Source organism: Mesorhizobium sp. M0152 (assembly GCF_040322415.1).
GTDB lineage: Bacteria > Pseudomonadota > Alphaproteobacteria > Rhizobiales > Rhizobiaceae > Mesorhizobium.
On record NZ_JAMYTH010000029.1, the window covers coordinates 54,901 to 77,377 of the forward strand.

The 22,477-nt window shown below is 61.3% G+C and carries 20 protein-coding genes, 1 tRNA gene and 2 pseudogenes; 7 read left to right on the forward strand and 16 right to left on the reverse strand.

The features are described from left to right. Position 1: 1 nt before the first annotated feature. Complete coding sequence (locus NKJ26_RS24520) at positions 2–742, forward strand: ribonuclease activity regulator RraA (RefSeq protein WP_352697710.1); 741 nt, start codon at positions 2–4, stop codon at positions 740–742. 114 nt (positions 743–856) lie between these two features. Here NKJ26_RS24520 and NKJ26_RS24525 read toward each other — a convergent pair whose 3' ends face one another. Both NKJ26_RS24525 and NKJ26_RS24530 read right to left on the reverse strand, forming a co-directional pair. Further along, positions 857–1,450, reverse strand: a complete 594-nt coding sequence (locus NKJ26_RS24525) for a DJ-1/PfpI family protein (protein WP_352697712.1) — start codon at positions 1,448–1,450, stop codon at positions 857–859. Positions 1,451–1,618: 168 nt separating this feature from the next. After that, a complete protein-coding gene (locus tag NKJ26_RS24530) occupies positions 1,619–2,317 on the reverse strand; it encodes a GntR family transcriptional regulator (RefSeq protein ID WP_352606256.1) in 699 nt (232 codons plus the stop codon). Between the two features lie 105 nt (positions 2,318–2,422). Between NKJ26_RS24530 and NKJ26_RS24535 the strand changes: the two genes are divergently transcribed. The 3 genes from NKJ26_RS24535 to NKJ26_RS24545 are packed head-to-tail and all read left to right on the forward strand — an operon-like array spanning position 2,423 to position 5,987. Continuing rightward, complete coding sequence (locus tag NKJ26_RS24535) at positions 2,423–3,649, forward strand: iron-containing alcohol dehydrogenase (protein WP_352697714.1); 1,227 nt, start codon at positions 2,423–2,425, stop codon at positions 3,647–3,649. 18 nt (positions 3,650–3,667) lie between these two features. Next, positions 3,668–5,155 (forward strand): NAD-dependent succinate-semialdehyde dehydrogenase, encoded by a 1,488-nt coding sequence (locus NKJ26_RS24540; protein WP_352697715.1) that lies wholly within the window; start codon positions 3,668–3,670, stop codon positions 5,153–5,155. A gap of 10 nt (positions 5,156–5,165) precedes the next feature. Continuing rightward, positions 5,166–5,987: an alpha/beta hydrolase gene (locus tag NKJ26_RS24545; RefSeq protein WP_352697717.1), complete on the forward strand. Its 822-nt coding sequence runs from the start codon at positions 5,166–5,168 to the stop codon at positions 5,985–5,987. Between the two features lie 20 nt (positions 5,988–6,007). Here the strand turns inward: NKJ26_RS24545 and NKJ26_RS24550 are convergent, their stop codons facing one another. Together NKJ26_RS24550 and NKJ26_RS24555 are read right to left on the reverse strand one after the other, a co-directional pair. Then, positions 6,008–6,721 (reverse strand): HoxN/HupN/NixA family nickel/cobalt transporter, encoded by a 714-nt coding sequence (locus tag NKJ26_RS24550; protein ID WP_352697719.1) that lies wholly within the window; start codon positions 6,719–6,721, stop codon positions 6,008–6,010. 120 nt (positions 6,722–6,841) lie between these two features. Then, the gene (locus tag NKJ26_RS24555; RefSeq protein WP_352697721.1) at positions 6,842–7,738 is read right to left on the reverse strand and encodes a class I SAM-dependent methyltransferase; all 897 of its coding nucleotides are present in this window, start codon (positions 7,736–7,738) and stop codon (positions 6,842–6,844) included. A 153-nt stretch (positions 7,739–7,891) separates the two neighbouring features. Here NKJ26_RS24555 and NKJ26_RS24560 point away from each other — a divergent pair, with 153 nt between their 5' ends. Further along, positions 7,892–8,473, forward strand: coding sequence for a TetR/AcrR family transcriptional regulator (locus NKJ26_RS24560; RefSeq protein ID WP_352697741.1), 582 nt, complete (start codon positions 7,892–7,894; stop codon positions 8,471–8,473). Between the two features lie 349 nt (positions 8,474–8,822). Here the strand turns inward: NKJ26_RS24560 and NKJ26_RS24565 are convergent, their stop codons facing one another. From NKJ26_RS24565 to NKJ26_RS24610, 10 genes and pseudogenes are all read right to left on the reverse strand, one after another. Then, on the reverse strand, positions 8,823–9,257 hold the full coding sequence (locus tag NKJ26_RS24565; RefSeq protein WP_352697723.1) for a YqaA family protein: 435 nt from the start codon (positions 9,255–9,257) through the stop codon (positions 8,823–8,825). 24 nt (positions 9,258–9,281) lie between these two features. After that, complete coding sequence (locus NKJ26_RS24570; RefSeq protein ID WP_352697725.1) at positions 9,282–10,619, reverse strand: cation diffusion facilitator family transporter; 1,338 nt, start codon at positions 10,617–10,619, stop codon at positions 9,282–9,284. Between the two features lie 5 nt (positions 10,620–10,624). Beyond that, the gene (locus tag NKJ26_RS24575) at positions 10,625–10,906 is read right to left on the reverse strand and encodes a metal-sensing transcriptional repressor (RefSeq protein WP_352697727.1); all 282 of its coding nucleotides are present in this window, start codon (positions 10,904–10,906) and stop codon (positions 10,625–10,627) included. A gap of 175 nt (positions 10,907–11,081) precedes the next feature. Beyond that, positions 11,082–12,203, reverse strand: coding sequence for an ABC transporter permease (locus NKJ26_RS24580; protein WP_352697729.1), 1,122 nt, complete (start codon positions 12,201–12,203; stop codon positions 11,082–11,084). Between the two features lies 1 nt (position 12,204). Then, positions 12,205–14,916: pseudogene (gene rbbA, locus NKJ26_RS24585) on the reverse strand (ribosome-associated ATPase/putative transporter RbbA); the annotation flags it as partial. 4 nt (positions 14,917–14,920) lie between these two features. Beyond that, positions 14,921–15,952, reverse strand: a complete 1,032-nt coding sequence (locus tag NKJ26_RS24590; RefSeq protein ID WP_352697731.1) for an HlyD family secretion protein — start codon at positions 15,950–15,952, stop codon at positions 14,921–14,923. A 490-nt stretch (positions 15,953–16,442) separates the two neighbouring features. After that, complete coding sequence (locus NKJ26_RS24595; RefSeq protein ID WP_352606233.1) at positions 16,443–17,795, reverse strand: phospholipase D-like domain-containing protein; 1,353 nt, start codon at positions 17,793–17,795, stop codon at positions 16,443–16,445. Between the two features lie 19 nt (positions 17,796–17,814). Next, positions 17,815–18,060, reverse strand: a complete 246-nt coding sequence (locus NKJ26_RS24600) for a hypothetical protein (protein ID WP_352697733.1) — start codon at positions 18,058–18,060, stop codon at positions 17,815–17,817. Between the two features lie 10 nt (positions 18,061–18,070). Further along, positions 18,071–19,018, reverse strand: a complete 948-nt coding sequence (locus NKJ26_RS24605; RefSeq protein WP_352697735.1) for a chymotrypsin family serine protease — start codon at positions 19,016–19,018, stop codon at positions 18,071–18,073. Between the two features lie 592 nt (positions 19,019–19,610). Then, a tRNA-Ile gene (locus tag NKJ26_RS24610) sits at positions 19,611–19,686 on the reverse strand. A gap of 134 nt (positions 19,687–19,820) precedes the next feature. Here NKJ26_RS24610 and NKJ26_RS24615 point away from each other — a divergent pair. After that, a complete protein-coding gene (locus tag NKJ26_RS24615) occupies positions 19,821–20,528 on the forward strand; it encodes an SIMPL domain-containing protein (RefSeq protein WP_352606231.1) in 708 nt (235 codons plus the stop codon). 180 nt (positions 20,529–20,708) lie between these two features. Here NKJ26_RS24615 and NKJ26_RS24620 read toward each other — a convergent pair whose 3' ends face one another. Continuing rightward, on the reverse strand, positions 20,709–21,095 hold the full coding sequence (locus NKJ26_RS24620) for a hypothetical protein (RefSeq protein ID WP_352697737.1): 387 nt from the start codon (positions 21,093–21,095) through the stop codon (positions 20,709–20,711). A gap of 273 nt (positions 21,096–21,368) precedes the next feature. Beyond that, positions 21,369–21,815 (reverse strand): YcgN family cysteine cluster protein, encoded by a 447-nt coding sequence (locus tag NKJ26_RS24625; protein ID WP_027026793.1) that lies wholly within the window; start codon positions 21,813–21,815, stop codon positions 21,369–21,371. A gap of 283 nt (positions 21,816–22,098) precedes the next feature. Between NKJ26_RS24625 and NKJ26_RS24630 the strand changes: the two are divergent. Beyond that, positions 22,099–22,477 (forward strand): annotated as a pseudogene (locus tag NKJ26_RS24630) (OmpA family protein); the annotation flags it as partial.

A 22,477-nucleotide genomic window follows, 5' to 3' on the forward strand; every position in this document is an offset into this window, starting at 1 on the left:
CATGACGCATACTCCCGACATCATCCGGCCGCCTAAAGACCTGATCGACGCGCTGAGGGAGATCGGCGCCGCGACGGTTGCTGGCACGCTTGGCCATATGGGCTTCCGCAATCCGCACATGGTCGGTCCGGTGGCGCAAAACCATGGAAAATCCATCGTCGGGCCGGCGCTGACGCTGCAGTTCATGCCGCAGCGGCCGGACCTCTTCACCGAGGGAGAATATGCCGATCCGGAGACGCAATTACACCGGCACGTGCTCTATCACGCGCAGGAAGGCGATGTGGTGGTGGTCGATGCGCGCGGCGACATGAGCTCGGGTGTCTTCGGCGATATGATGTCGACATATTTCAAGGGCCGAGGCGGCGCCGGCATCGTCATCGATGGATGCATGCGCGACCGGCCTAATGTCGAAAAGCTCGACCTGCCCCTATGGCTGCGCGGCTGGACGCCCAATTACCATGTGCAAACCAGCATCTATCCGAACGCCGTCAACGTTCCGATTGCCTGCGGCGGTGTCACGGTGATCCCCGGCGACATCATCGTCGCTGACGACGACGGGGTGGTGGTGCTCCCCGTCGCAATGGCCGCGAAGGTGATCGAAGAGTCACGGAAGCATCACGATTGGGAAGAATTCTCACGAGTGAAGCTCATGGAAGGGGCGCCGTTGCAACGCTACTATCCGCTGCATCCAAGTGCGAACGAGGAGTACGAGACTTGGCGGAAAACCAACCCCAAATCTTGATGGAGCAGAATCGGCACCATTGCAGGCGGTATTTAATTCACAGCCGGATTGGCGATGACAAGCCCTCCAGAACGATGGCTCCGACGCATCCGGTTGGATGCATCGGAGCCAGGACTAGGCGTGGCGGATTTCCGTTCCCAGTACCTTGAGGCATTCGCGGATGAACGCAGCAAGCGCCGTCCAACCTTTGGCTGAAACCATCGTCCCATCCACATAGGCATCGGTGGGCGATAGATCGATGTAAGTGCCGCCGGCAAGCGTCACCTCCGGCTCGCAAGCCGCGAGCGCCGCCACCTTCTTGCCACGGACGACGCCGTCGACCGCGATCAGAATCTGGACGCCATGGCAGATCGTGAAGATCGGCTTTTTGGTCTCGTGAAAATGGCGCACCATCGCCTGCACGCGCTTGTCGATGCGGATGTATTCGGGGCCACGACCGCCAGCGCAATAAACAGCATCGTATTGATCCAACTGCTTCTCAGCGTCGGAAAACGTCTTGTTGATCAGGGCATAGTGGCCGAGCTTTTCAGTATAGGTCTGATCGCCCTCGAAATCATGCAGCGAGGTCTTGATCAAGTCCCCGGCGTTCTTGTCCGGGCAGACCACGTGAATGGTGTGACCGACGGCCTCCATCGCTTGCTGGTAGACGAAGATCTCGTATTCTTCGGTGAACTCACCGGTCAGCATCAGGATTTTTTTGCCTGGCATGTCTCTTCCTCTCGGCTTGTTTCAGGGCTAGGCGCACTGCGCGCCTCGCCCTCTAGGGGATCGAAATCGGGACAGAACGGGAAGTCGGGAAACATTCCTTGGCGTTGGCTTGGGTAGTTAGCGGCGCGCTCAGTTCGGCGGTGCCCCGGACAAAGGACATCGCGACGTCTACTCGAACGCAGGCAGGAGCCTGTCCCGCGAATTCTCGATATGCGCCCGCATCGCCTTCTCGGCTGCGTTCGCGTCGCGCGAAGCGAAAGCCGAAAGGATCGCCTCATGCTCATCGAGCGCCTCTTCGGTGACGCGCGAATGATACATCAGGCGGAAAATGTGGAAGTGCGTGTGCTGGTGACTCAGCGTCTCGCGGATCAGGTCGTTCTGGGCGAACTGCATGATCTTGTCATGGAAGATCGCATCCTGGCGCGCGAAATTCGAATAGCGCAGGCGTTCGTCCCTGCCTTCTCGCCGGGCCATCACCCCTGCTGCCTCCTGCAGGATCGCGAGGCCTGCCTGGTCCAGCCCGGCAGTGGCCTTGGCCGCGGCGGCCGGTTCGAGCAACAGGCGCAATTCGTAGAGTTCGTCGAACCTGCGCCGGGTGATCTGCGGCGCGGCGCGATAGCCGATCAGGTGTGTCTTCAGCACAAGTCCCTCACCCTCGAGTCGCCCAAGCGCCTCGCGGATTGGCGTGTGCGAGACGTTGAATTCCTTCACCAGGTTGTCGACCGTGATCCGGGATCCCGGGGCGATTTTGAGCGACATGAGCTGCTGGAAGATCGCCTCGTAGACGTCTCCCGCAAGGCCGTTGGCGCGGGCAATCCGGCCCGTCTGTGGCGTGTCCTTGTCGAGTGTAACGTCGGGGTTCTGCATCTTTTTGCCTCTTGACAGGTGCAAGCACTAACACGATGCTCTGGCCAATTCAATCCTATATCCTATACGATTTCATAGAGGATACTTTATGAGAATGGATCGACCATGACATTGTTCGCCGCGAGCCGATTGCCGCGCGAAATCCTGTTCGGCAAAGGGCAGCGCCAGGTTATCCCGGAGGTTGCGGCGAAACATGGCCGACGCGCCTACGTCTGCACCGACGAGCGTTTCGCCGGAACGCCGGCGTTTGCCGAGATGATCGCCTCGCTGAGGGGAGCCTCGATCGAAGTCCTTGTTTACGACAAGACCTTGCCGGATGTGCCGCGCGACAGCGTTGCGGTCTGCGTCGCCGAGGCAAAGGGCTTCAGGCCCGATATGGTAATCGGCATCGGCGGCGGCAGTTGCCTGGACATGGCCAAATGCACGGCGCTCCTGATCAGTCACGGAGGCAGGCTTCAGGACTACTATGGCGAGTTCAAAGTGCCAGGCCCTACCCTGCCCGTCATCGCGGTGCCGACCACGGCCGGCACCGGCTCTGAAGTCACGCCCGTGGCCGTCATCTCCGACCCGGAGCGCACGCTGAAGGTCGGGATCTCCAGCCCTCATCTTATCGCCGCGGTCGCCTTGTGCGACCCGGATTTGACCCTGACCTGCCCGACGGCGCTGACGGCAATCGCCGGTGCGGACGCCCTTACCCATGCGATCGAGGCTTTCACGGCGGCCAGACGCGGCACGGACCCCACCTTGCCGCAGAAGCATGTCTTTGTCGGCAAGAGTGCCCTGACCGATCATTTCGCGCTGCTGGCTATCAAGCTTCTGGGCCGCAGTCTCGAGAGGGCCTGTCGGGACGGGTCGGATGAGGATGCGCGGGCCGATGTCATGATGGGTGCTCTGGCTGCCGGCTGCGCCTTTGGCACGGCTGGAACGGCCGCCGCTCACGCTGTCCAATATCCGGTCGGCGCGCTCACTCACACGCCACACGGATTGGGTGTCGCGACCATGCTTCCCTATGTCATGAGCTACAACCTGTCGGCTGCCGCCACCGAGATCGCGGAAGTGGGTGCCGCTCTCGGTGTCCTTGACGCTGGGAGCGGCCCCCGTGACACAGCCGCCGCAACCATAGAGGCGGTCGCGCGGCTTTTTGCGGCGATCGGCATTACGAGAACGCTGGCCGAACTCGGGCTTCCCGCGGACAGGATCGACTGGACCGCCGAACAGGCGCTCGGCATCGACCGGCTGATCAAGAACAACCCGCGCAGCTTGGACATTGTCGCGATGCGGCGATTGGTCAAAGCGGCTTACGACGGCGACATGGCCGCCGCGGCGATGTAGCCGAGAGAGGCGGAGCCAATGAACATCTCTTCAGGGCAATTCGACGAGGACGCCGATATGTCCGACTATGCCACATTCTCGCATGGTCTTTATATCGACGGCCACTGGCGACCCTCGTCGGACGGCCGCATGATCGACGTGGTCGATCCCTCGACCGAAGCCGTCATTGCGCAGGTTCCTGACGCCACGCTCGCCGACGCGGCCGCGGCGGTCGATGCCGCGGCCAAGGCGGCGACGGGTTGGCGCGAGACGCCACCGCGCAAGCGCTCGGAGATTCTCAGGCGCTGTTTCGAGCTGATGAGCGAGCGTGCCGAAATCCTGGCTGCGTTGATCTCGCTGGAGAACGGCAAGGCGCTGCGCGATGCGCGCGGCGAAATCGCCTATGCCGCCGAGTTCTTCCGCTGGAATGCCGAGGAAGCGGTCCGCATCAGCGGCGAGTTCGGCATGGCGCCGTCCGGCGCCAACCGTATCGTCGTCGACTACCAGCCGATCGGTATTTGCCTCCTCGTCACACCATGGAATTTTCCCGCCGCCATGGCGACCCGCAAGATTGCGCCGGCGCTGGCGGCCGGATGCACCGTCGTCCTGAAACCGGCAAGCGAAACGCCTTTGACCGCTTACGCTCTGGCCGCACTGTACGAGGAAGCCGGCGTTCCGCCGGGCGTCATCAACGTTCTCACGACCTCTGCCCCGGGGCCGCTGACATCGGCAATGCTGGCCGACCCGCGCGTGCGCAAGCTTTCGTTCACAGGATCGACCGGCGTCGGGCGCATTCTACTGGCCGAAGCGGCAAAGCACGTCATCTCCTGTTCCATGGAGCTTGGCGGCAATGCACCGTTCATCGTCTTCGACGACGCCGACCTGGAAGCAGCACTCGACGGTGCGATGGTGGCCAAGATGCGCAACGCCGGCGAGGCCTGCACAGCCGCCAACCGCCTCTATGTACAGGCCGGCATCCACGACGCCTTTGCCGAGGGACTGCGTGAACGGATGGTTGCGCTCAAGGTTGGTCCGGGTACGGACCCCGACACCGAATGCGGCCCGATGATCACCCGCAAGGCCGTCGACAAGATCGAGCGGCTGGTAGCGGACGCGGTCGATAGGGGAGCTCGAATTCTGTGCGGAGGCACATCCTTGGAGCACCGGGGCTATTTCTATCCGCCGACGGTCCTTCGCGACGTTCCCATGGATGCCGAAGTGGCGCATGAGGAGATATTCGGGCCGGTGGCTCCGATCAGCCGCTTCGACGATGAGGCCTCTGTCATTGCGCGCGCCAACGACACCGAATACGGCCTCGCCGCCTATGTCTACACCCGTGACATTGCCAGGGGATTCCGCGTGGCATCGAAGATCGAGTCGGGCATGATCGCATTGAACCGCGGCCTGATGTCGGATCCTGCGGCACCTTTCGGCGGGGTCAAGCAGAGCGGACTGGGCCGCGAGGGTGGTCAGAAGCACGGCATTGCCGAGTTCATGGAGGCGAAGTACATCGCCGTGACCATCTGAGCAGACATCCATGCAAAGCGATCCGTTCCGTATTCGGGATCACGTGGCCGAGTTCGACGAAATCGTCGCCGAGCTTGTCCACCGCAGCGCGGAGACCAGGGCGAACACAGCCATGGTCGCAGACATCGCCTATGGACCTGATGCAACTGAAACCGTGGACCTGTTCTTCCCGCAAGGCAGCCGCCGTCGCCTGCCGGTTCACATGTTCATCCATGGCGGCTACTGGAGAATGTTCTCCAAACGCGACTATTCCTATATCGCCGACACGGTGACGAACGCAGGTGCGATCGCGGTCATCGTCGACTACGCGCTGATGCCTGCCGCGAGAATGGCCACGATCGTCGACCAGGTGCGCCGCGCCAAGCAGTGGATTCTGGCCAACATCGTTAATCATGGCGGAAACCCGGCGCACCTGACCGTCAGCGGTCATTCGGCAGGGGCACATCTTGCGACGTTTCTGTTCGATAGCGAACAGTCCCCATCGAACGTGAGAGCGGCCCTTCTGCTCGGCGGGCTCTACGATTTGAAACCGCTCCAGGATTCCTTTCTCGCCCACGAGATTGGAATCACAGACGAGGAGGTTGCCACCTTCACACCGCTTGCCCATCGGCATGATCTTCTAACAAATGCGACGGTTTTGGTCGGAGCCAACGAGACGCCCCCCTTCCATCAGCAATCCGATCGATTCGTAGCGAGCTTGCTGCGGCAGGGATCGCGGGCAACCTCGCTTGTTCTCACAAACCGCAACCACATGGACAGCGTCAGAGACCTCGGCGTGCCGGGGACCCAGGCTGGTGATTGCCTGGCAGAGCTAATTGCAAACAATCGCTGAACTGCCCTTCCAGAACAGCGTTAAGGAGAAGTGATTTGCCAAACCGCTACGCCAGCTAAAACAATTCCAGCGACACCTTCGATGGTCCGAGAAATGGCGTCGAACAGGCGTGGCCGACTGTCGAAAAAATGCACCAAGCGCTCGCGAAACAGGATCGACACCACCGCAACGCAAGACAGCGTCAGCGCCACCCCGGCCATCATTGTGATTGCGAAAAGAATGCCGGCCACCGGAACGCCCCTGGATATCGCAAAGGTCATCACAAAAAGCGTCAGCGGACAGGGGATCAAGCCGGCCATGACGCCGACGGCCTCGCCCTCATGCTTGTGGTGATGGCCGTGGCTGAGTGCCCGCCACAGCATCCACAGGCCGATCAGCCCCAGCAGCCCGCGACTGACGTCTTCCAGTAGCGGCGCGCGGCCGACACTGCCCAGGGCAATGGACACCAACGGCAACGAGAGCACCGCAATGAGCACGGCAATCGTCACATGCGTGAAGGAAAGTGTCAGTGATACCAGAAGCCCACGCCTGACGCTGGCATCCGATCCGGCGAGATAAGTGGCCAGCACGGCTTTGCTATGGCCCGGCGTCAGCGCATGCGCTGCACCGAACAGAATGCCCATCGGCAGAAAGGCCGTGAAGGCCAGCCAATCGCCGCCGGCCGAAAGCAGTTTGATCTGCTCGGCCAGCGCCAGGTAGATCGTTCGTTGGAATTCGACCAGCGTCTGGAACATCACGCTGGAACCGGCCTCATTCTCAGGTCAATCAATTCAAAGGCCGAATTGGACATGCTCCCCTGCCTATAAGTAGCTCTTTTTTCAGAACAGGTCGCCGTTCAGCCAGCCTTGGCATGATCACGGCGCTGCCGGCGACGCTTGGCCTGGTTGGTCCTTGTCGGTCGTCGCGCGAATGTAGTTCAGGTTCTTGGTTCCGACGGCGCCGATATCGCTGACCTGAAATCCGCTCTCGGTCAACAGCGAGGCGACCGAATGCATATCGACATGACCATGCTTGTGGAGCCTGGGCAATCTGGACTTGCGCACCGGCCTGCCGAAATCGATGAGGAACAGCCGGCCTGCTGGCTTCAAGACGCGTGCCGCCTCGCGGATGAAGGCCGATCGAACGGGCTTCGACAGATGATGCAGCATCAGCGTGCCGACGACGATATCGAATTGCGCGTCCTTGAAGGGAAGCTCCTGCGCTGTCCCGTTGACGAAAGTCAGATCGAGACCGGACCGGTCGGCCTTGGCGCGCGCCCTCTCGATCATTTCGGCCGACGCATCGACGCCGGTGACGCTTCCGTCCGAACCAACCAGCCGCTTCGCGGCAATGGCAAGGGTTCCCGTGCCGCAGGCGACATCGAGCATCGCTTCGCCGGGCTGGAGCTTTGCCGGACGAAGCATGAACTCGCGAAACCGGCCCTCGCGCCCAAAGGTCAGAACGCGCGCAAGCAAATCATAGGCCGCCGCCCGGTGCAGGACGATGCCGATGCCCCTGTCGCTCGCGCTTTGCGCGCCGTTGCCGACGAGCCCCCTGTGACGCAGGCTGCCCCACAGCGCCAATCCCGCGATCGCCGCAAGGACGAGGCCGTGGAATGCCGCCGTCCAGGCGCCGGCCTGAATATAGCCCATGCCCAATTTGGCGAGGACGAGAAAGCCGGCGACCAGCGACAGCTTGGCAAGCAGGGCCAACGCTATCAGCCTCTTGCGCGAATGCGGTCCGTTACCGGCGTGATGATCGGATGAATGCATGTCTGGCGACCTTCTGCTTCATTGCGGCGTGCCCAAACCCGATTTGAGCTCCTGGACTTGGCGTATCATAATGGACACAATGTCTGGGAAATGCTGTTGTCGGACACCGGATCGCCGAATGTCCGAAACCGGGCACTGCAGAGGGCCGTGACCATGAAAATCGAAGGTGCGGGCGAGCGGAACACGATCGATCGACGCGTCGCGCGGACGCGCGGCCTGTTGCAGGACGCGCTCATCGCCCTGATCCCGGAGCAGGGATATGCTGCCATCACCGTCGATGACATTTGCCAGCGGGCCAATGTCGGCAGGTCGACATTCTATACCCACTATGCCGACAAGGATGCTCTGCGCAGCGCGACCATCGAGGCGCATCTGCGGTCGATCGGCCGCAGGCGCGAGGCGGCAAGTCAAGCAGCAGATAACCGCCTGTTCGAGTTCAGCCTGCCCATGTTCGAGCACGCCCATGCATTCCGACCGCTTCACCACGCATTGCTTGCAAGCAGCGGCGATACGATCCACGACGAATTGCGTGAGCGTATCCGGCGAGCCGTCCGGGAAGAACTCGTCGAGAAACGGATCGGCGATCGCGGCATGCCTGCCGAATTCGCCATTCAGTTCATCGCCGGCGCATTTCTTGCGGTCCTCGCCTGGTGGGTCGCCACCGACATGAACCTTTCACCAGCACAGGCAGACGACCTGTTCCAGAGGATGGCGGGAAAAGGCATCGAAGCCTGACCAGTCGTCGGCTATCGAGCTTGCAATGATCGTTCGATCTTCGTCTGGAACCGTTCCGCTGGACACGCATTATGGCCATAGCGGTCGATTTCTCAGGAATGTAGCCGCTCCCATTGAAAGCCCGCCCTATGTGTGGCGGGCTTTCAAATTGATTCACTACCGGTCGCCAGAACGTCGCACTGACAGAATGAAGTGGGACGCGCCGCTCATCGGGGTTCTGATGATCTGGAACCAGCACAAAGGTCGCCGTCAAGAAAGGCTAGGCTTCCCCTGTATCAGACGTTGCTCTTGGGCTGGCGCTTCGAACCAGCCGGCCCTAACCAGCTCAGCTTGGAGAAGATTCGCGAGGTCAGATCACGCTCAGCGTCACGGCTGCAAGAACAAGATAACGGCCGACCTTGGCGGCAGTGACCAGCACAAGGAAAACCCGAAAAGGCTCGCGCAGGACGCCCGCGACGACGGTTAGCGGATCACCGACAACCGGCAGCCAACTCAGCAGGAGCGACCATTTTCCATAGCGCCGATACCACATTTGCGCGCGTTGCAGTTGCGCGTGGTTCATCGGAAACCACCGCCGGCCCCGAAAGCGCTCGATGCCTCGCCCGAGCACCCAGTTGATCACCGATCCAAGCACGTTGCCGACGCTCGCGACTGCGATAAGCGGCCAGGGCGAGTAATCCACAAGCAGCAGCCCGACCAGCACTGCTTCCGATTGCATCGGCAGGATCGTCGCGGCGAGCAAAGCCGCCAGGAACAGACCAGCATAGGCCGCGAGATCGGTCATTGAACCGCATTTCCGCCAGTCGATCTAATGATGGTGACCTTCGGGTTCGACCATCTTGAACGGCAGCACCTGCTCGCGACCATTTGCGGCCAGGATCAACCTCGCTTGGAACTCATGCGGCTCGGCCGGGGCGACCGTGCTCTCAAGGCGGTGATGGTTGTCAGCGACGGGTTCGAGGCGAAGCGTCTCCGGGCCGTTGGGCCGGTCGATGATCACCATCGCTGTCAGATCGTCGGCGTGACGATCGATGGTCAGCCGCATCCGCTCGCCGGCCGGTGTATCGACGATTTCCAATGTCCCTTCAGCCAGACCGCAGGTCACCTTGAAGGGCTCCGGCGCATGATGGTGAGCATGAGAGGCTTCCGCGCCAGTGACGGCCAGCCCGGCTGGGCTCACCAGGCGGACATTGGCTTCCGCCAACGCCGGCAAGTGGGCGAACAACTCCTCCTTGAGGGCTTCGGTTACGCCCAGCACGTCCTTGGCCGTCGCCATTTCCGGAACACTGATGGCGACGTCGGCATGCAGACGATGTCCGATCCAGCGCGCCTGCACGCTTTCAACGCGCCCGATGCCCGACACGTGTTCGGCTGCATGATGGATTTCGTCGATGATGCCGGGCTCGACACCATCGAGCATGCGCGTGAGGACGGCTTTCGACGACTGCCAGACGATAGCGAAGATCGCCACGGTGATCAGCAGCCCGATGATCGGATCGGCAAGCGGAAACCCCAGCCAGACGCCGATAGCGCCCAGCACGACCGCCAGACTTGTAAAGCCGTCGGTGCGGGCATGGTAGCCGTCCGCGATCAGCGCAGCGCTGTTGATCTCTCGCCCGACGCGGATACGAAATACGGCGACCGCTTCGTTGCCGATGAAACCGATTAGGCCGGCGATGGCGACCCAGCCAAGAAATGTGATGGGTTTCGGATTGATCAACCGGTCGACCGCCTCATAGCCGGCGACGATGGCGCTGAAGAGGATGATGAGAACGATGACGATTCCGGCCAGATCCTCGACCCGACCCAGCCCGTAGGTGAACGTCTTGCTCGGTTTGCGGCGGGCCAGCACGAAGGCGATCCACAGCGGAATGGCAGTGACCGCGTCGCCGACATTGTGGATCGTGTCGGCCAGCAGCGCCACGCTACCGGAGAGGAACACGACCACGAGTTGCAGCGCCGCCGTGATGGCCAGAATGACGAATGACCATTTGATCGCCCAGATGCCGCGCGTCGTCGTGGCGATCGTCGGATCGATGACGCCGTGCGTGTGGCCATGGCCGCCATCACCGTGATCATGTCCATGGCCGCCCATGCCACGCGTCATCGGGCCAAACCCGAACCAATCGCGAATTTCGTCCCTCATGGTTTTCACAGGTACTTGGTGATGACCTTGAACTCGTCGATCGAGCGGCGCTGCTCGCGCGCCAGCGGCCCGACGACGTCTTCAAGGCAGTGGTTGAGATGATCCTGGATCAGGGTTTTCTTGGCTTGCGAAATGGCCTTCTCGACAGCATGAAGCTGTTGGGCGAGGTCGAGGCAGGGCCGGCCCGCTTCGATCATTTCTATGACGCCCTTGAGATGTCCATCGGCTCGTTTCAGGCGCTTGACGATATCGGGATGGGTTTCGTGGATGTGGGGCCGGCCATTCATAACTTGATACTATCCTCCTGGAGGGGATATGCAAGTCTCCTCATGCCTATTCGATCCGACGCAAGAGTCGTGACACTGAACTCCGAAAATGGATGTCCAACTTCCGGGGTCAGTCGCCGGGGTTTTTCTTTTCGGGTGATTGACCAGCGCCGGCCCGGTCATGCGGAGCCGGCTGTCACTGCATGCTGAGCAGAGCCTTGCGGAAGCGCAACGAGGCGAGCACGACAAACGTGAAGCCTATGATGGCGAGTGCTGCCATCTGCGGCCAGACGATTGCAAGGCCGGCGCCACGATAAAGAACCGCCTGCGACAGGGCGACGAAATGCGGCGACGGCGAAGCCATCATCGCCCCCTGAAGCCAGGCCGGCATGCTCTCCATGGGCGTCGTGCTGCCGGACAGAAGGTTCATGACGATAAGCACCGGCATGACGATCAGGCCGAACTGTGCCATGGAGGTCGAGACCGTGGCGATGAGGATGCCGAGCGCGGTGGTCGAGAAGAGATAGAGCACGGCGGCGCTCACGAAGAGCGGCAGCGAACCCGCCACCGGGACGCCCAGAAGACGCTCGACGACGACCAACAGTGACAAGATCGCGGCCGCTACGATCACCAGTCCATTTGCCCAAATCTTGGCGAGCATGATCTCGATCGGCCTGACCGGCATGACAAGAAGATGTTCGATCGTGCCGTGTTCCCGCTCGCGGATGAGCGCCGCACCCGCCAGGATCACCGACAGCATGGTGATATTGTTGATCACCTGCATGACGGCGGTAAACCAATCGGATTTGAGGTTGGGATTGAACTTGGCGCGCATCACGAGGTCGATCGGCTCGGCCTGTACTGTAGTGGGCATTGCGGCAAGCACCTCCTGAAGGAGAATGTTCTGGATATAGGAGGCGCCATTGCCGGCCTGCGACATGGCGGTGGCGTCGATGTCGAGGCCGATCTCGGGATGCCGCCGGGCAATCACGTCCTGCTCGAATTTGGGCGGAATCTCGACGACGAAGACGAAGCGCCCGGAATCCATCGCCTGGTCGACCTCGTCGGCATCGATCAGCACAGGCTTCTTGAAGAAGGGCTTCAGCAGCGCATCGTGCAGGCGGGCGGAAAGCATGGAATGGTCTTCGTCGACGACCGCAACGGACGCGTTCTCGACCTCGAATTTCGCCCCCGTCGAGACGGCGTAGATGGCGAAGGTGAAGGTGTAGACGATCAGCAGCATCAGGACCGGATCGGACCACAGGCTGCGGAGTTCCTTGATGCCAAGGCGTAAGATTGTGACCGGGGACGCGGCCATGTCAGGCTCCCTGTTTGCGCAGTGCGACGACCGAAGCAGTGATGAAGCCGAGGCCGAAAAGGACGAGCACGACGAGATCAAGCCACAAATCCGCGAAGCCGAGCCCCTTGGCGAAGACGCCGACGCTGATCGGCTGATACCAAGCGGCCGGGAAGGCAAGGCCGAGCAGGCGCCCGCTGCCCGAAAGCGACGAGACGGGTACCAGCAGGCCGGAAAAGTTGACTGCCGGAATCATGGCGATGATCGCGGTTGCGAAAATAGCGGCAACTTGGCTTTTCACGAAGCTCGACACGAAAAGGCCGAAGCCGGTGGTAGCGAGAACATAGGCCAGCGAACCGGCGGCGAGCATGACAAACGAACCCTTGAGCGGCACGCCGAAGACGAGCCGGGCAAGGATGACGAGCGAAAGAAAGCTCAGGAACGCGATCACGACATAGGGAATCTGCTTGCCGAGCAGGAATTCGATCCGGGTGACGGGAGTGGCCCGGAAATTGGCGATCGAGCCGGTCTCCTTCTCCTTAACGATGCCGATAGCGGTCATGATGGCCGGGATCAGCACCAGCATCAGCACGATGACGCTGGGCACGATGGCGTTCAGGCTCTTGAACGCCTGATTGTAGCGAAAGCGCGGCTCGATATCGATCGGATAGGACGAGACAGCCTTGCCATCGCGGCGCATGGCACCGTCCGCAAGGTAGCTCATCGCCAGACCGGTGACATAGCCGCGCGCGGTCTCCGCGCGGAAAGGCATCGCCCCGTCCAGCCAAACGGCGACTTCGGGTTGTCGCTGGCGCAGCAGATCGCGGCCGAAGTTCGGCGGCACCTCGACGGCGAGCTTCAGTTCGCCGCTTCTAAGTCGCGCCTCCATATCGTCCGGCGACGTGATGGGCGGCTGCTCCTCGAAATAGCGCGAGCCTTGGAAACTCTCCAGCAGTTGCCGGCTCTGCGCCGTCTGGTCTTGGTCAAAGGCGGCAAAAGGCAGATGCTCGACATCGAAGGAGATACCGTAGCCGAAGGTCAGCAGCAAAAGTGCCGGTCCGAGAAAAGCAAAGACCAGACGCGCCGGATCCCGCAGGACTTCCAGCGTCTCTCGCCATGCATAGGCCCAAATCCGGCGCGGATCGACAGCCTTTGGCTTCGAAGCCTTCTCCTGGATGGCGGGCACGGACAACGTCGCCTGTCCGGCGTCACTGCCCATCCCCGCCTCTTCGAGCACCGCGACGAAGACGTCCTCCAGCGTCTCCTTCCCGCGTTGCTTTTTCAACTCGGCCGGACTGCCGAGCGCCAGCACCTTGCCCTCGTGCATCAAGGAGATGCGGTCACAGCGTTCCGCCTCGTTCATGAAGTGGGTGGATAGGAAGATGGTGACGCCGTCCTCGCGCGACAGCGCGATGAGAAAGCGCCAGAAGCCGTCGCGGGCGACCGGATCGACGCCGGAGGTCGGCTCGTCGAGTATGAGCACCTCGGGTCTGTGGATGACGGCGACCGCAAGCTGCAGGCGCTGGCGGATGCCGAGTGGCAGGCTTTCCGGCTTGCTTTCGGCGACGCTGCCAAGATCGAAACGGTCCAGCATCTCTTCAATGCGCGGCTCGATCTCTTTGTGCGTGATGCCGAACAGTTGCGCGTGCAGCACGAGATTCTGCCGCACGGTCAGTTCACCATAGAGCGAGAAGGATTGCGACATGTAGCCGACGCGCCGTCGGGTCTCCATGTCGCCCGCGTTGAGCGGCTGGCCAAAAAGCGCGGCCTTGCCCTCGGTGGCGGGCAGGAGACCAGTCAGCATCTTCATGGTCGTGCTCTTGCCGCTGCCGTTGGAACCGAGGAAACCGAAAATCTCTCCCTTCTCGATACGGAAGCTGACATGATCGACGGCCGTAAAGGCACCGAAGCGGCGGGTGAGACCATCCGCCTGGATCGCGGGAACACCGTCGTGGAGGATGCGCGGCGTGACCAGCAAAGGCGTATCGGCCTGGCGCACCTCTTTCGGCATGAGCGCGACGAAGGCGCGCTCCAGCGTCGCCTCCCCGGCCTTTTCCCGGATTTCAGCCGGACTGCCGGTCGCGATCACCTGGCCGCCATGCATGGCGGCCAGCCAGTCGAAGCGCTCGGCCTCTTCCATGTAGGCCGTCGCGACAAGAACGCTCATGCCCGGGCGACGCTCACGCATGCGAGCGATAAGGTCCCAGAACTGGCGGCGCGATAGCGGGTCGATACCGGTCGTTGGCTCGTCGAGGATGAGCAGGTCGGGATCGTGGATCAGGGCCGCGCAGATGCCGAGCTTCTGCTTCATCCCACCCGAGAGCTTGCCGACCGGCCGGTCGCGGAACGGGGCGAGGCCGGTGGCGGCGAGAAGCTCGTCGATGTGAGCATGGCGCTGTGCGCTCCCCTGCCCGAACAGCCGGCCGAAGAAGTCGAGGTTTTCTGCGACGCCGAGCGTGGGGTAGAGATTGCGGCCGAGCCCCTGCGGCATATAGGCAATGCGTGCGCCGACCGAACGGCGCTCGCCCGCAACCGTCATGTCACCGCCGAGCACACGGACCTGTCCTTGCTGAACCCGAGTGACACCGGCGGCAATTCCGAGCAAGGTCGACTTGCCCACGCCATCCGGACCGATAAGACCGGCCATGGAACCCGCGGGGATGACCATGTCGACATTGTCAAGCGCCAGCGTCTTGCCGTAGCGGTGAACGACATGCCGGAATTCGAGAACGGCCCGCTCATTGCGGAAGCTTCACGGCAAGCTCGGTGGGCCAGGCCGCTGTCTGATCTGTCCGCACGTAGGACACGCCCCGCACGCCGATCTTCACTCGCGACTCATATTGCTTGAGCAGGCTCGAAGCGATCTGCAGCTTGACGCGGAACATCAGCTTCTCGCGCTCGTCCTGGGTCTCCACGGTCTTGGGCGTGAACTGTGCGTCGGACGCCACGAACGAAACCGTGGCCGGAATCACATATTCGGGGGCAGGATCGAGGACGATCCGCGCCTCATCGCCGATCGCAAGGAGGCCAACGGTCTGCGCCGGCAGGAAAACGGTCATGTAGACGTTCGACAGATCGAGCAGCGTGACGATCGGTGCGCCGGCGGCGACCACCTCGCCCGACTGAACGAGCTTGTATTCCACCCGCCCCCGTCGCGGGGCCGTCAAGAGCGAGTCGTCGAGCGAGGATTGAATACGGGCAACGTCGGCGCGCGACGCGTCGGTTGCCGCATGTGCCTCGTCCAGTCCTGCCTCGGCGGCGATGCGTGCGGCCTGCGCCGCTGTGAGCTGGCTTTTGCGCAGATCGAGAACCTGCCCGCTGCCATAGCCGCGCGCGTTCAACGTGGATGCGCGGTCATACTCTTGCTGGGCGAGCACAAGCTCGCTATAGCGCTGCGCGATCAGAGCTTCCGCTTCGGCTGCTGACTTTTCAGCCCGGCGGACCTGCGCTTGCGCGCCGGCCATCTGGGCCCGCAGATCGGCCGTATCCATGCGTGCCACCACGGTAGCGGCGTCGACGGTCTGGCCCTCGTCCACCATAACGTCCGAGACGCGACCGGCAAGCTTGGCCGAAACCAGCACTTCCTCCGCCTCGATGCGTCCGTTGGTCATGGCAATGTTGGCGGGGAGCTGCTCGCCTCCCAGCCGATCCCACAGCGTATGAATCCTGTCGCTGAAGCTCGGCTGATCGGCGGGAAAAACAGGTCCAGCGCTCAAGGTGACGCTTATCGTCAAGGCGGCGGCGAAAAGGGATGAACGAAAATGCGCCAAAAGACAGCTCCAGCGAATGTTTGACCGGGAAAGAACATGTCCCGGCCCCACACCACTATCGCAGCGCCATGGATCCCACTTTGACGCAGATCATACGCAGCCAATGGTCCTTTATGTCGGCCCTCGAATGGAATTGAACCGGGCGACAGGGAGGTTCGCCGTTGGCAGCTCAATCTCGTCCTGGCGATATGCCACCTGCCGCCTCTCCGCTGTTCGCGGCATGTGGACAATCTTGCCTGGAACTCATGCGGTTCAGCGGGCGCCACTGTGCTCTCAAGGCGATGATGATTGTCGGCGACCGATTCGATGTGGAGCGTCTCCGGTCGCTTTGGGCGGTCGATGATCACCGTCGCCGTCACCCGCTGCGCGGGATGGGCAACCGCGGTTGAGGTGAGGTAGAGATCAAGAACCGGTCGTTGCGCCGTGGCAGAGCCCCAACCCTCCCATTTTGCCAATCGACTTATTGGTCGCGACCTACGCTTAGTACGTCTCAGACCTCTTCGTAGTCGCCGCGATCTATCCGGATATAGCCGCCTTCGCCAAGCGCCTCAGGCGTCATTACCTCCGTATCGGGGACGGCTGGAAGTTCCTGGAAGGCACTTGCCCAGTCGTTCTCAAATATCTTGGTGAAATACTCAGCGATGCCCGGATGCGTCAGCCATACGCCCGCTTCGCGGTTTTTCGATACCGCCGCGTCCGACCAGTTCTGCGAACTCACAAGCAGGCTCTTACCGTCGACCACGATCAACTTATTGTGGCAGTGGACGAATTCATCCGTGTTGATGTAGCGAATGTTGTCGGCCAGCTTCAGGCCGTACTCGTCAGCAAGATTCTCCAGGTTTTTCTTTTCCTTTACGATGTCGCTCTTGCTGAACAGCTTGCCCAAAACGATGCGTATGTCGAGGTCGGGAGCCGTATCGCGCGCCTTGGCAATCGCGGCGAGAAGCTTGCCTACAAGCGGCTGTGACGATCTGATATACTGCTGCTCGATCAGAATAGATTTTCGCGCCTTGGCGATAAGAGCAGGCATTACATCCATATAATTATCGGGGCTCAACACTGGCTGGATCGTCAACTCGCCGTCAAGCTGGAATTCCTCGCTCGGGAATATCTCTGCGGGGATATGCTTCGGTGCCGCTTCTATCAGAAAAAATCCGTCATCGACCGGCCGTCGCAACATTTCAGGCACTGCCTCAACCAGAGCCATGTCGGACTCAAGGATGTCGGTGAAAAATTTCGCTAGTTCGGTCGACTTGATAGCAAGACCGGTGTCGCGGTTCCCAGTCCGGAAATGGGCGGTCGCCTGGCCATCCTCGACATTCATCGGGATGCTGTTGGAACTGTAGTTGCCGCTTTGCACCAGCACCCACTCGTCATCGATGACAATAACCTTTTCATGCGAAGAACTGAACACGTGCACGGTCGGATTCGCGCATGACGGCGCCGACACTCCTCGCACTCCCATCTGCACGAGACGATCAAACATATCGCTCTCGATCTTGGTGTCGATGTCGAGCATGAGCGACACCTTCACTTTACGCGCAAGCGCTGCAAGCAAGAGATCTTCCATGTAGGAAGCTGTGAAATCGTAGATGCCGATCAGGATCGACGTCTGTGCGCTTTCGAGCAGCTTCTTTGTCACCGCAAAAGTCGAGTCGGGCGAAGCGTATGCGATAATTTGCTTGTTCACCTGGAAGGTGGGTATGTCGCGCTTGTCATAGCCTTCGAGGCGGCAGCTTCGCGGCACCATTTCTGGAACAGCGATTTCGATTATGGTCTGCTCGGCGACCGCCTGCGCGGCGGCCAAGGCCGGCATGCGAGTCTTCAGGACGTAGGTCGGCATGGCATCCCCCCAATCTGCTTCATTGTGCCTCAAACGGCTCCGAATTTTCGATGACGACCGGCACGTCGACCGGCTTTCCTTCATGATTGGTCGTCAGAGTTGTTGGCAAGTCATGCGATTTGCCTGGTTCGACGTACACAACCACAACCCATCCTTCGCGACCGAAGTTTTCCCCCTTCTCGACCCCTATCGCATGCACTCCGACCTTGGCCAGATCGTCCGCATGCTCCGTCCGAGCGCTGTTCGCTTGGCTCAAGGTCGCCATGACGTCTCCGTCAAAAACTGAACTTCAACACCCTCATGACAACACGGATCGGCGTGAACACGCTACCTTTAGGTGACCCAGCAAAATGGAGGCCAACGATGGCACCGCTACTTTGGTCCACGACGAGAGCCCCGGAATCGCCCCCATCGGTATAGGTGTCGCAAAGCACCTGGCCAGTAAAGCCAACGACACCGACGCCTTCATATCGCACCAAGACTCGGAAATCGACATCGCGTACCACCGACAGTGTCTCATTTGTGGTTCTGCCGCGCTTCTTCACGGCCATTTCGCGTTGAGGCGCGGCCACTTTCAAAGGGGGCGTAGCCGACCAAATATCTTCGTCAATGGCTCCCAGCCTGTCCTCATCGACCTCGGCCAGAGCGGCATCTAGGGTGTTGGTGAAGCTTGCGCCGGCTGCGAAAGGTGTGAACGCACTGAGCTTGGCGACGACGTCACCGGGCTCTTCGCCACCGTCTTGTGGACCCGGGTAGAGAATTGCATCACCTGAGGCGCCAAGTCCTGAATTGGCCAAGACATGGGAATTGCTCAGGAGGAAGCGCTTGCCGGCTTTCTTGACTATAGCGCCAAGTGTGCCTGCCGTGATGTCCTTGTGCCCTACGCTGAAGCCGCTTTTGAGCGGGCTTTTCATGATGTTGGCTTGAGGCACGATATCACCGATCTCGACCACGTCGGTATAGACTGCTCGCCCGTTGGCTGCTGCTAATATCGGCGGCAGGACACGGTCAGAGGGAAGCTGGGGTGTTGGGATCTTCCGACGTACGTAGAAGACGATGCTCAAGTCCTTGGTGCGCTCTTCGCCTGCCACCTTTCGGGCTATACCGGCACCGATGATATTCTCATCCTCGAAAATTGTGCGAACGCGATCGTAGTGCCGGCGGGTATTGAGACTCAGCGCCTCCGGCTCCGCGATATTGGGTGCGGTCACAAGATCGAGCATGTCGCGTAATGTCTTTGGCGTCGGCAATGATACCCCCCAGAAGTTTCGGGAAGCTAGAGAAAAGCATTCTCATGTCATTATTATAAAACAGTCAAGGGCTTCTTCAACTGCGTTAGGAGAGTTTTGATCAAAAATATTAACCGAGTAATGAATGACTTAGGACAAGATTTCTGGTCGTTGAAAATTTGCGTAGCATCTGGATAAAGGCCCAACCTTCTATATCGGGAATAAACATCTCAGCAGCGATAACGACCATCGTTCTCCTGATGCGACAGATAAGGTGGCAGTGGCAGAGTTGCGTTTGGGGGGGTGCTTCGAAGGGTTCTCGTCGCGATATTGTTGACGGTGTTCGCCACCCAATCCGCTGCGGCCCTGTGGACCGCCAGAAATTCACCCTCGACATCGTCCACAACAAACGCACCAATAGCACTCTAGCGAGTCCGGCAGTCTTTCCGGGTCCTCCGGCGGTAACGGACGCAGATAGTGACATTAGCGGCTCCAGGTCTCAGCACGTTTATTTGCAGACAACGTGACGTCGCCCGCAAATCACCGCTTGGCGGACCTTCAGTAAGCCATTGACAAATAACGATAATGGTGGGCCCGGAGGGACTCGAACCCCCAACCAAGCGGTTATGAGCCGCCGGCTCTGACCATTGAGCTACAGGCCCCACGCCGGCTGGATTAATGTTTTTCCCATCGCGGCACAAGGCTTTCCCGACGGGCTTTTGGAGATCGCCCAAATCAATCCATAATCGCGCCCTACGCGACCCTTGCGACTTGATCGCGGACCAAGGAGATTTTCATGACCAGACACTTTTTGCCCCTCGCGCTCGCCGCCGCGTTCGCTTTTCCGGCGCTGGCTGGGGCCGCCGATCTGCCGACGCCGCCCCGCATCGTCGTGTCGGGCGAAGGCGAAGCGACCGTGGCCCCCGATCTGGCGATCCTGACGCTGAGCGTCATGCGCGAAGCCAAGACCGCGCGCGCCGCACTCGACGCCAACAGCGACGCCATGGCCGCCGTGATCGCGGCGGTGAAGTCGGCCGGCGTCAAGGACCGAGACCTGCAGACCGCCGGCATCCAGATCAACCCGCGCTACAACTACACCAACAAGCCGGACGGCAGCCAGGAGGCCGAACTCGTCGCCTACCAGGTGACCAACACGCTATCGGTGCGCGTGCGCGACGTCGACAAGACCGGCGATATCCTCGACAAGGCTGTGTCGCTCGGCGTCAACCAGGGCGGCGGCATCGCCTTCACCAATGACGACCCGGCGGCCACCGTTACCGAAGCCCGCAAGAAGGCGGTCGCCGACGCCAAGGCCAAGGCCAAAACGCTGGCTGAAGCCGCCGGCGTCAGCCTCGGTCGGGTGCTCGAAATAACGGACCAGAATATCGTGCCAACGCCGATGCCGATCAACGCCAAGGCCTTCGATGCGGCCCGCGCGGCTCCGGTGCAGGCCGGCGAGAATTCCTACAACGTCCAGGTCACCGTTACCTTCGAATTGAAGTAACCGGTTCGGCGATCATGGCCGGGCTCCATCCGGCCCACGATCATCCGACAGCGCAGGCATGAAAAACCCCGCGGGATCGCTCCCGCGGGGTTTTTTCGAGCCGCACCCGTCCGATTGTGACAGGGGCTCCGCTACTCCAGGCTCATCTCCAGAGAAAATGATGCGCCTTCTTGCAAGGCATTAGCGATAGATAACTGGACAGCCGCGCTCGTTGGCGAACACGACCACGACACGATCGCCGTCCTGGCGGCCCATCACCTTGACCGTGCGGCGGTTGACGTCGGCGATGCGCACGCGGTGCAGCCCCATGCGCTCGGCCTTGTCGAGGGCGCGGTCGGGCGAACAGCCCCGGCGCCAGCCGGCGTCGCGCCAGTCGTCGCGACGCCAGTCGTCGCGGCGCTCGTCACGGCGATGGCGATAGCCGTCGTCGCCGGCATAGACGCCGAAGCGCGGGTCGTTGTTGTTGCCGAATCCGAGATACAGGCTGTCGGCATGGACGGGCATGGCCGCCAGCGTGCCGAGGCCGACCAGGGCCGAAAGGGCCGCCGTCTTCACAATGTTGAACATGGTCTTCTCTCCTTGTTGCGGGCTTTCGCCCGTCCTCGTGAACCGATGGTGGGAGAATGCGCCAGCCTGCCTGAACTATTTACGAACTCGCCGTTCATCCACGGTTCATGTGGCAGGAAAAGGGAAAATTGCCGGCCCCCTTCATTTTGCCGTCTGCTCGAACAACGTCCGGCCGAACGCATTGCGCCGGCGCCGGGTGTCCGCGCCCCGCGCCGCGATACGGCCGTTCTGGATAAGCCTTCATCCTGCAGGCTCGCCGCGCCAGCACGAATCCTATGGCTCGTCGTCGAGCATATAGTCAAAATAATCTTCCGGCTCGGCCAGTTCGGTCTCGCTCGCCTTGACCCGGCCGCGCATCGAAATTCCGGCCTCGTGCACGGTCTCGGCACTGCCCGAAACCAGCCGGTGCCACCAGTAGAGATCGCGGCCCTCGGCCACCAGCCGGTAGGCGCAGGTGCTGGGCAGCCAGCTGATGGTGCCCACATTCTGCGGCGTCAATCCGACGCAGTCGGGAACGCGCGCCAGCCGGTTGGCATAATCCGAGCAGCGGCAGGTCTGCGCGTCGAACAGCCGGCAGCCGACACTGGTCCAGTAGATCTCGCCGGTATCCTCGTCCTCGAGCTTGGACAGGCAGCATTTGCCGCAGCCGTCGCACAGCGACTCCCACTCGGCCGGGCTCATCGCCTCCAGCGTCTTGGCTTTCCAGAACGGCTTTTCCATTGCGCCGATGATGTGGCCCTCGCCTGGGCCAAGGTCAAGCACCTCGATGACAGCAAGAGCAATTCAGGAAGCGTGAAGCGGTTTTCCGTCCGAAATCGAGAGAGCGATTTGACGTTTCCGCGGAACGGAGAGCCGCTCTTGCGCCGCCGCACCATAGGAAAAACATGAAGTCGCCTTCAAAACGCCGGCCAATCGTCCTTCGTTGCCGGTAATGCCCGCAAACCGGAACCAATGTGATTGATGAAGGTTTGGGCAAGGATGGGACCCCACAAGGAGAAATTCGATGAAACGCCAACCACGGATTTTGGCAGGCACCGCACTTGGCCTGCTGATGGCATCCGCGCCGTTGGGCGCGTCCCCGCTTCAGGGAAGCGCCGCGTTCGGCCCTATGCAACGCGGAGCGACACCGCTGGTCCTGGCGCAGGACGCGCCCGCCGAGGACGGACAGCCGACCGAACAGGAGTTGCCGCGCAAGAAAAAGCGCGAACAGCAACAGCAGACCGAGCAGGCGCCAGCCGAGCAGGCCGCACCAGCCGCCGAGGAGCAGCAACCGCGCAGGAAGAAACGCGACCAGCAGCAGCAGACCGAGCAGGCGCCAGCCGAGCAGGCCGCACCAGCCGCCGAGGAGCAGCAACCGCGCAGGAAGAAACGCGACCAGCAGC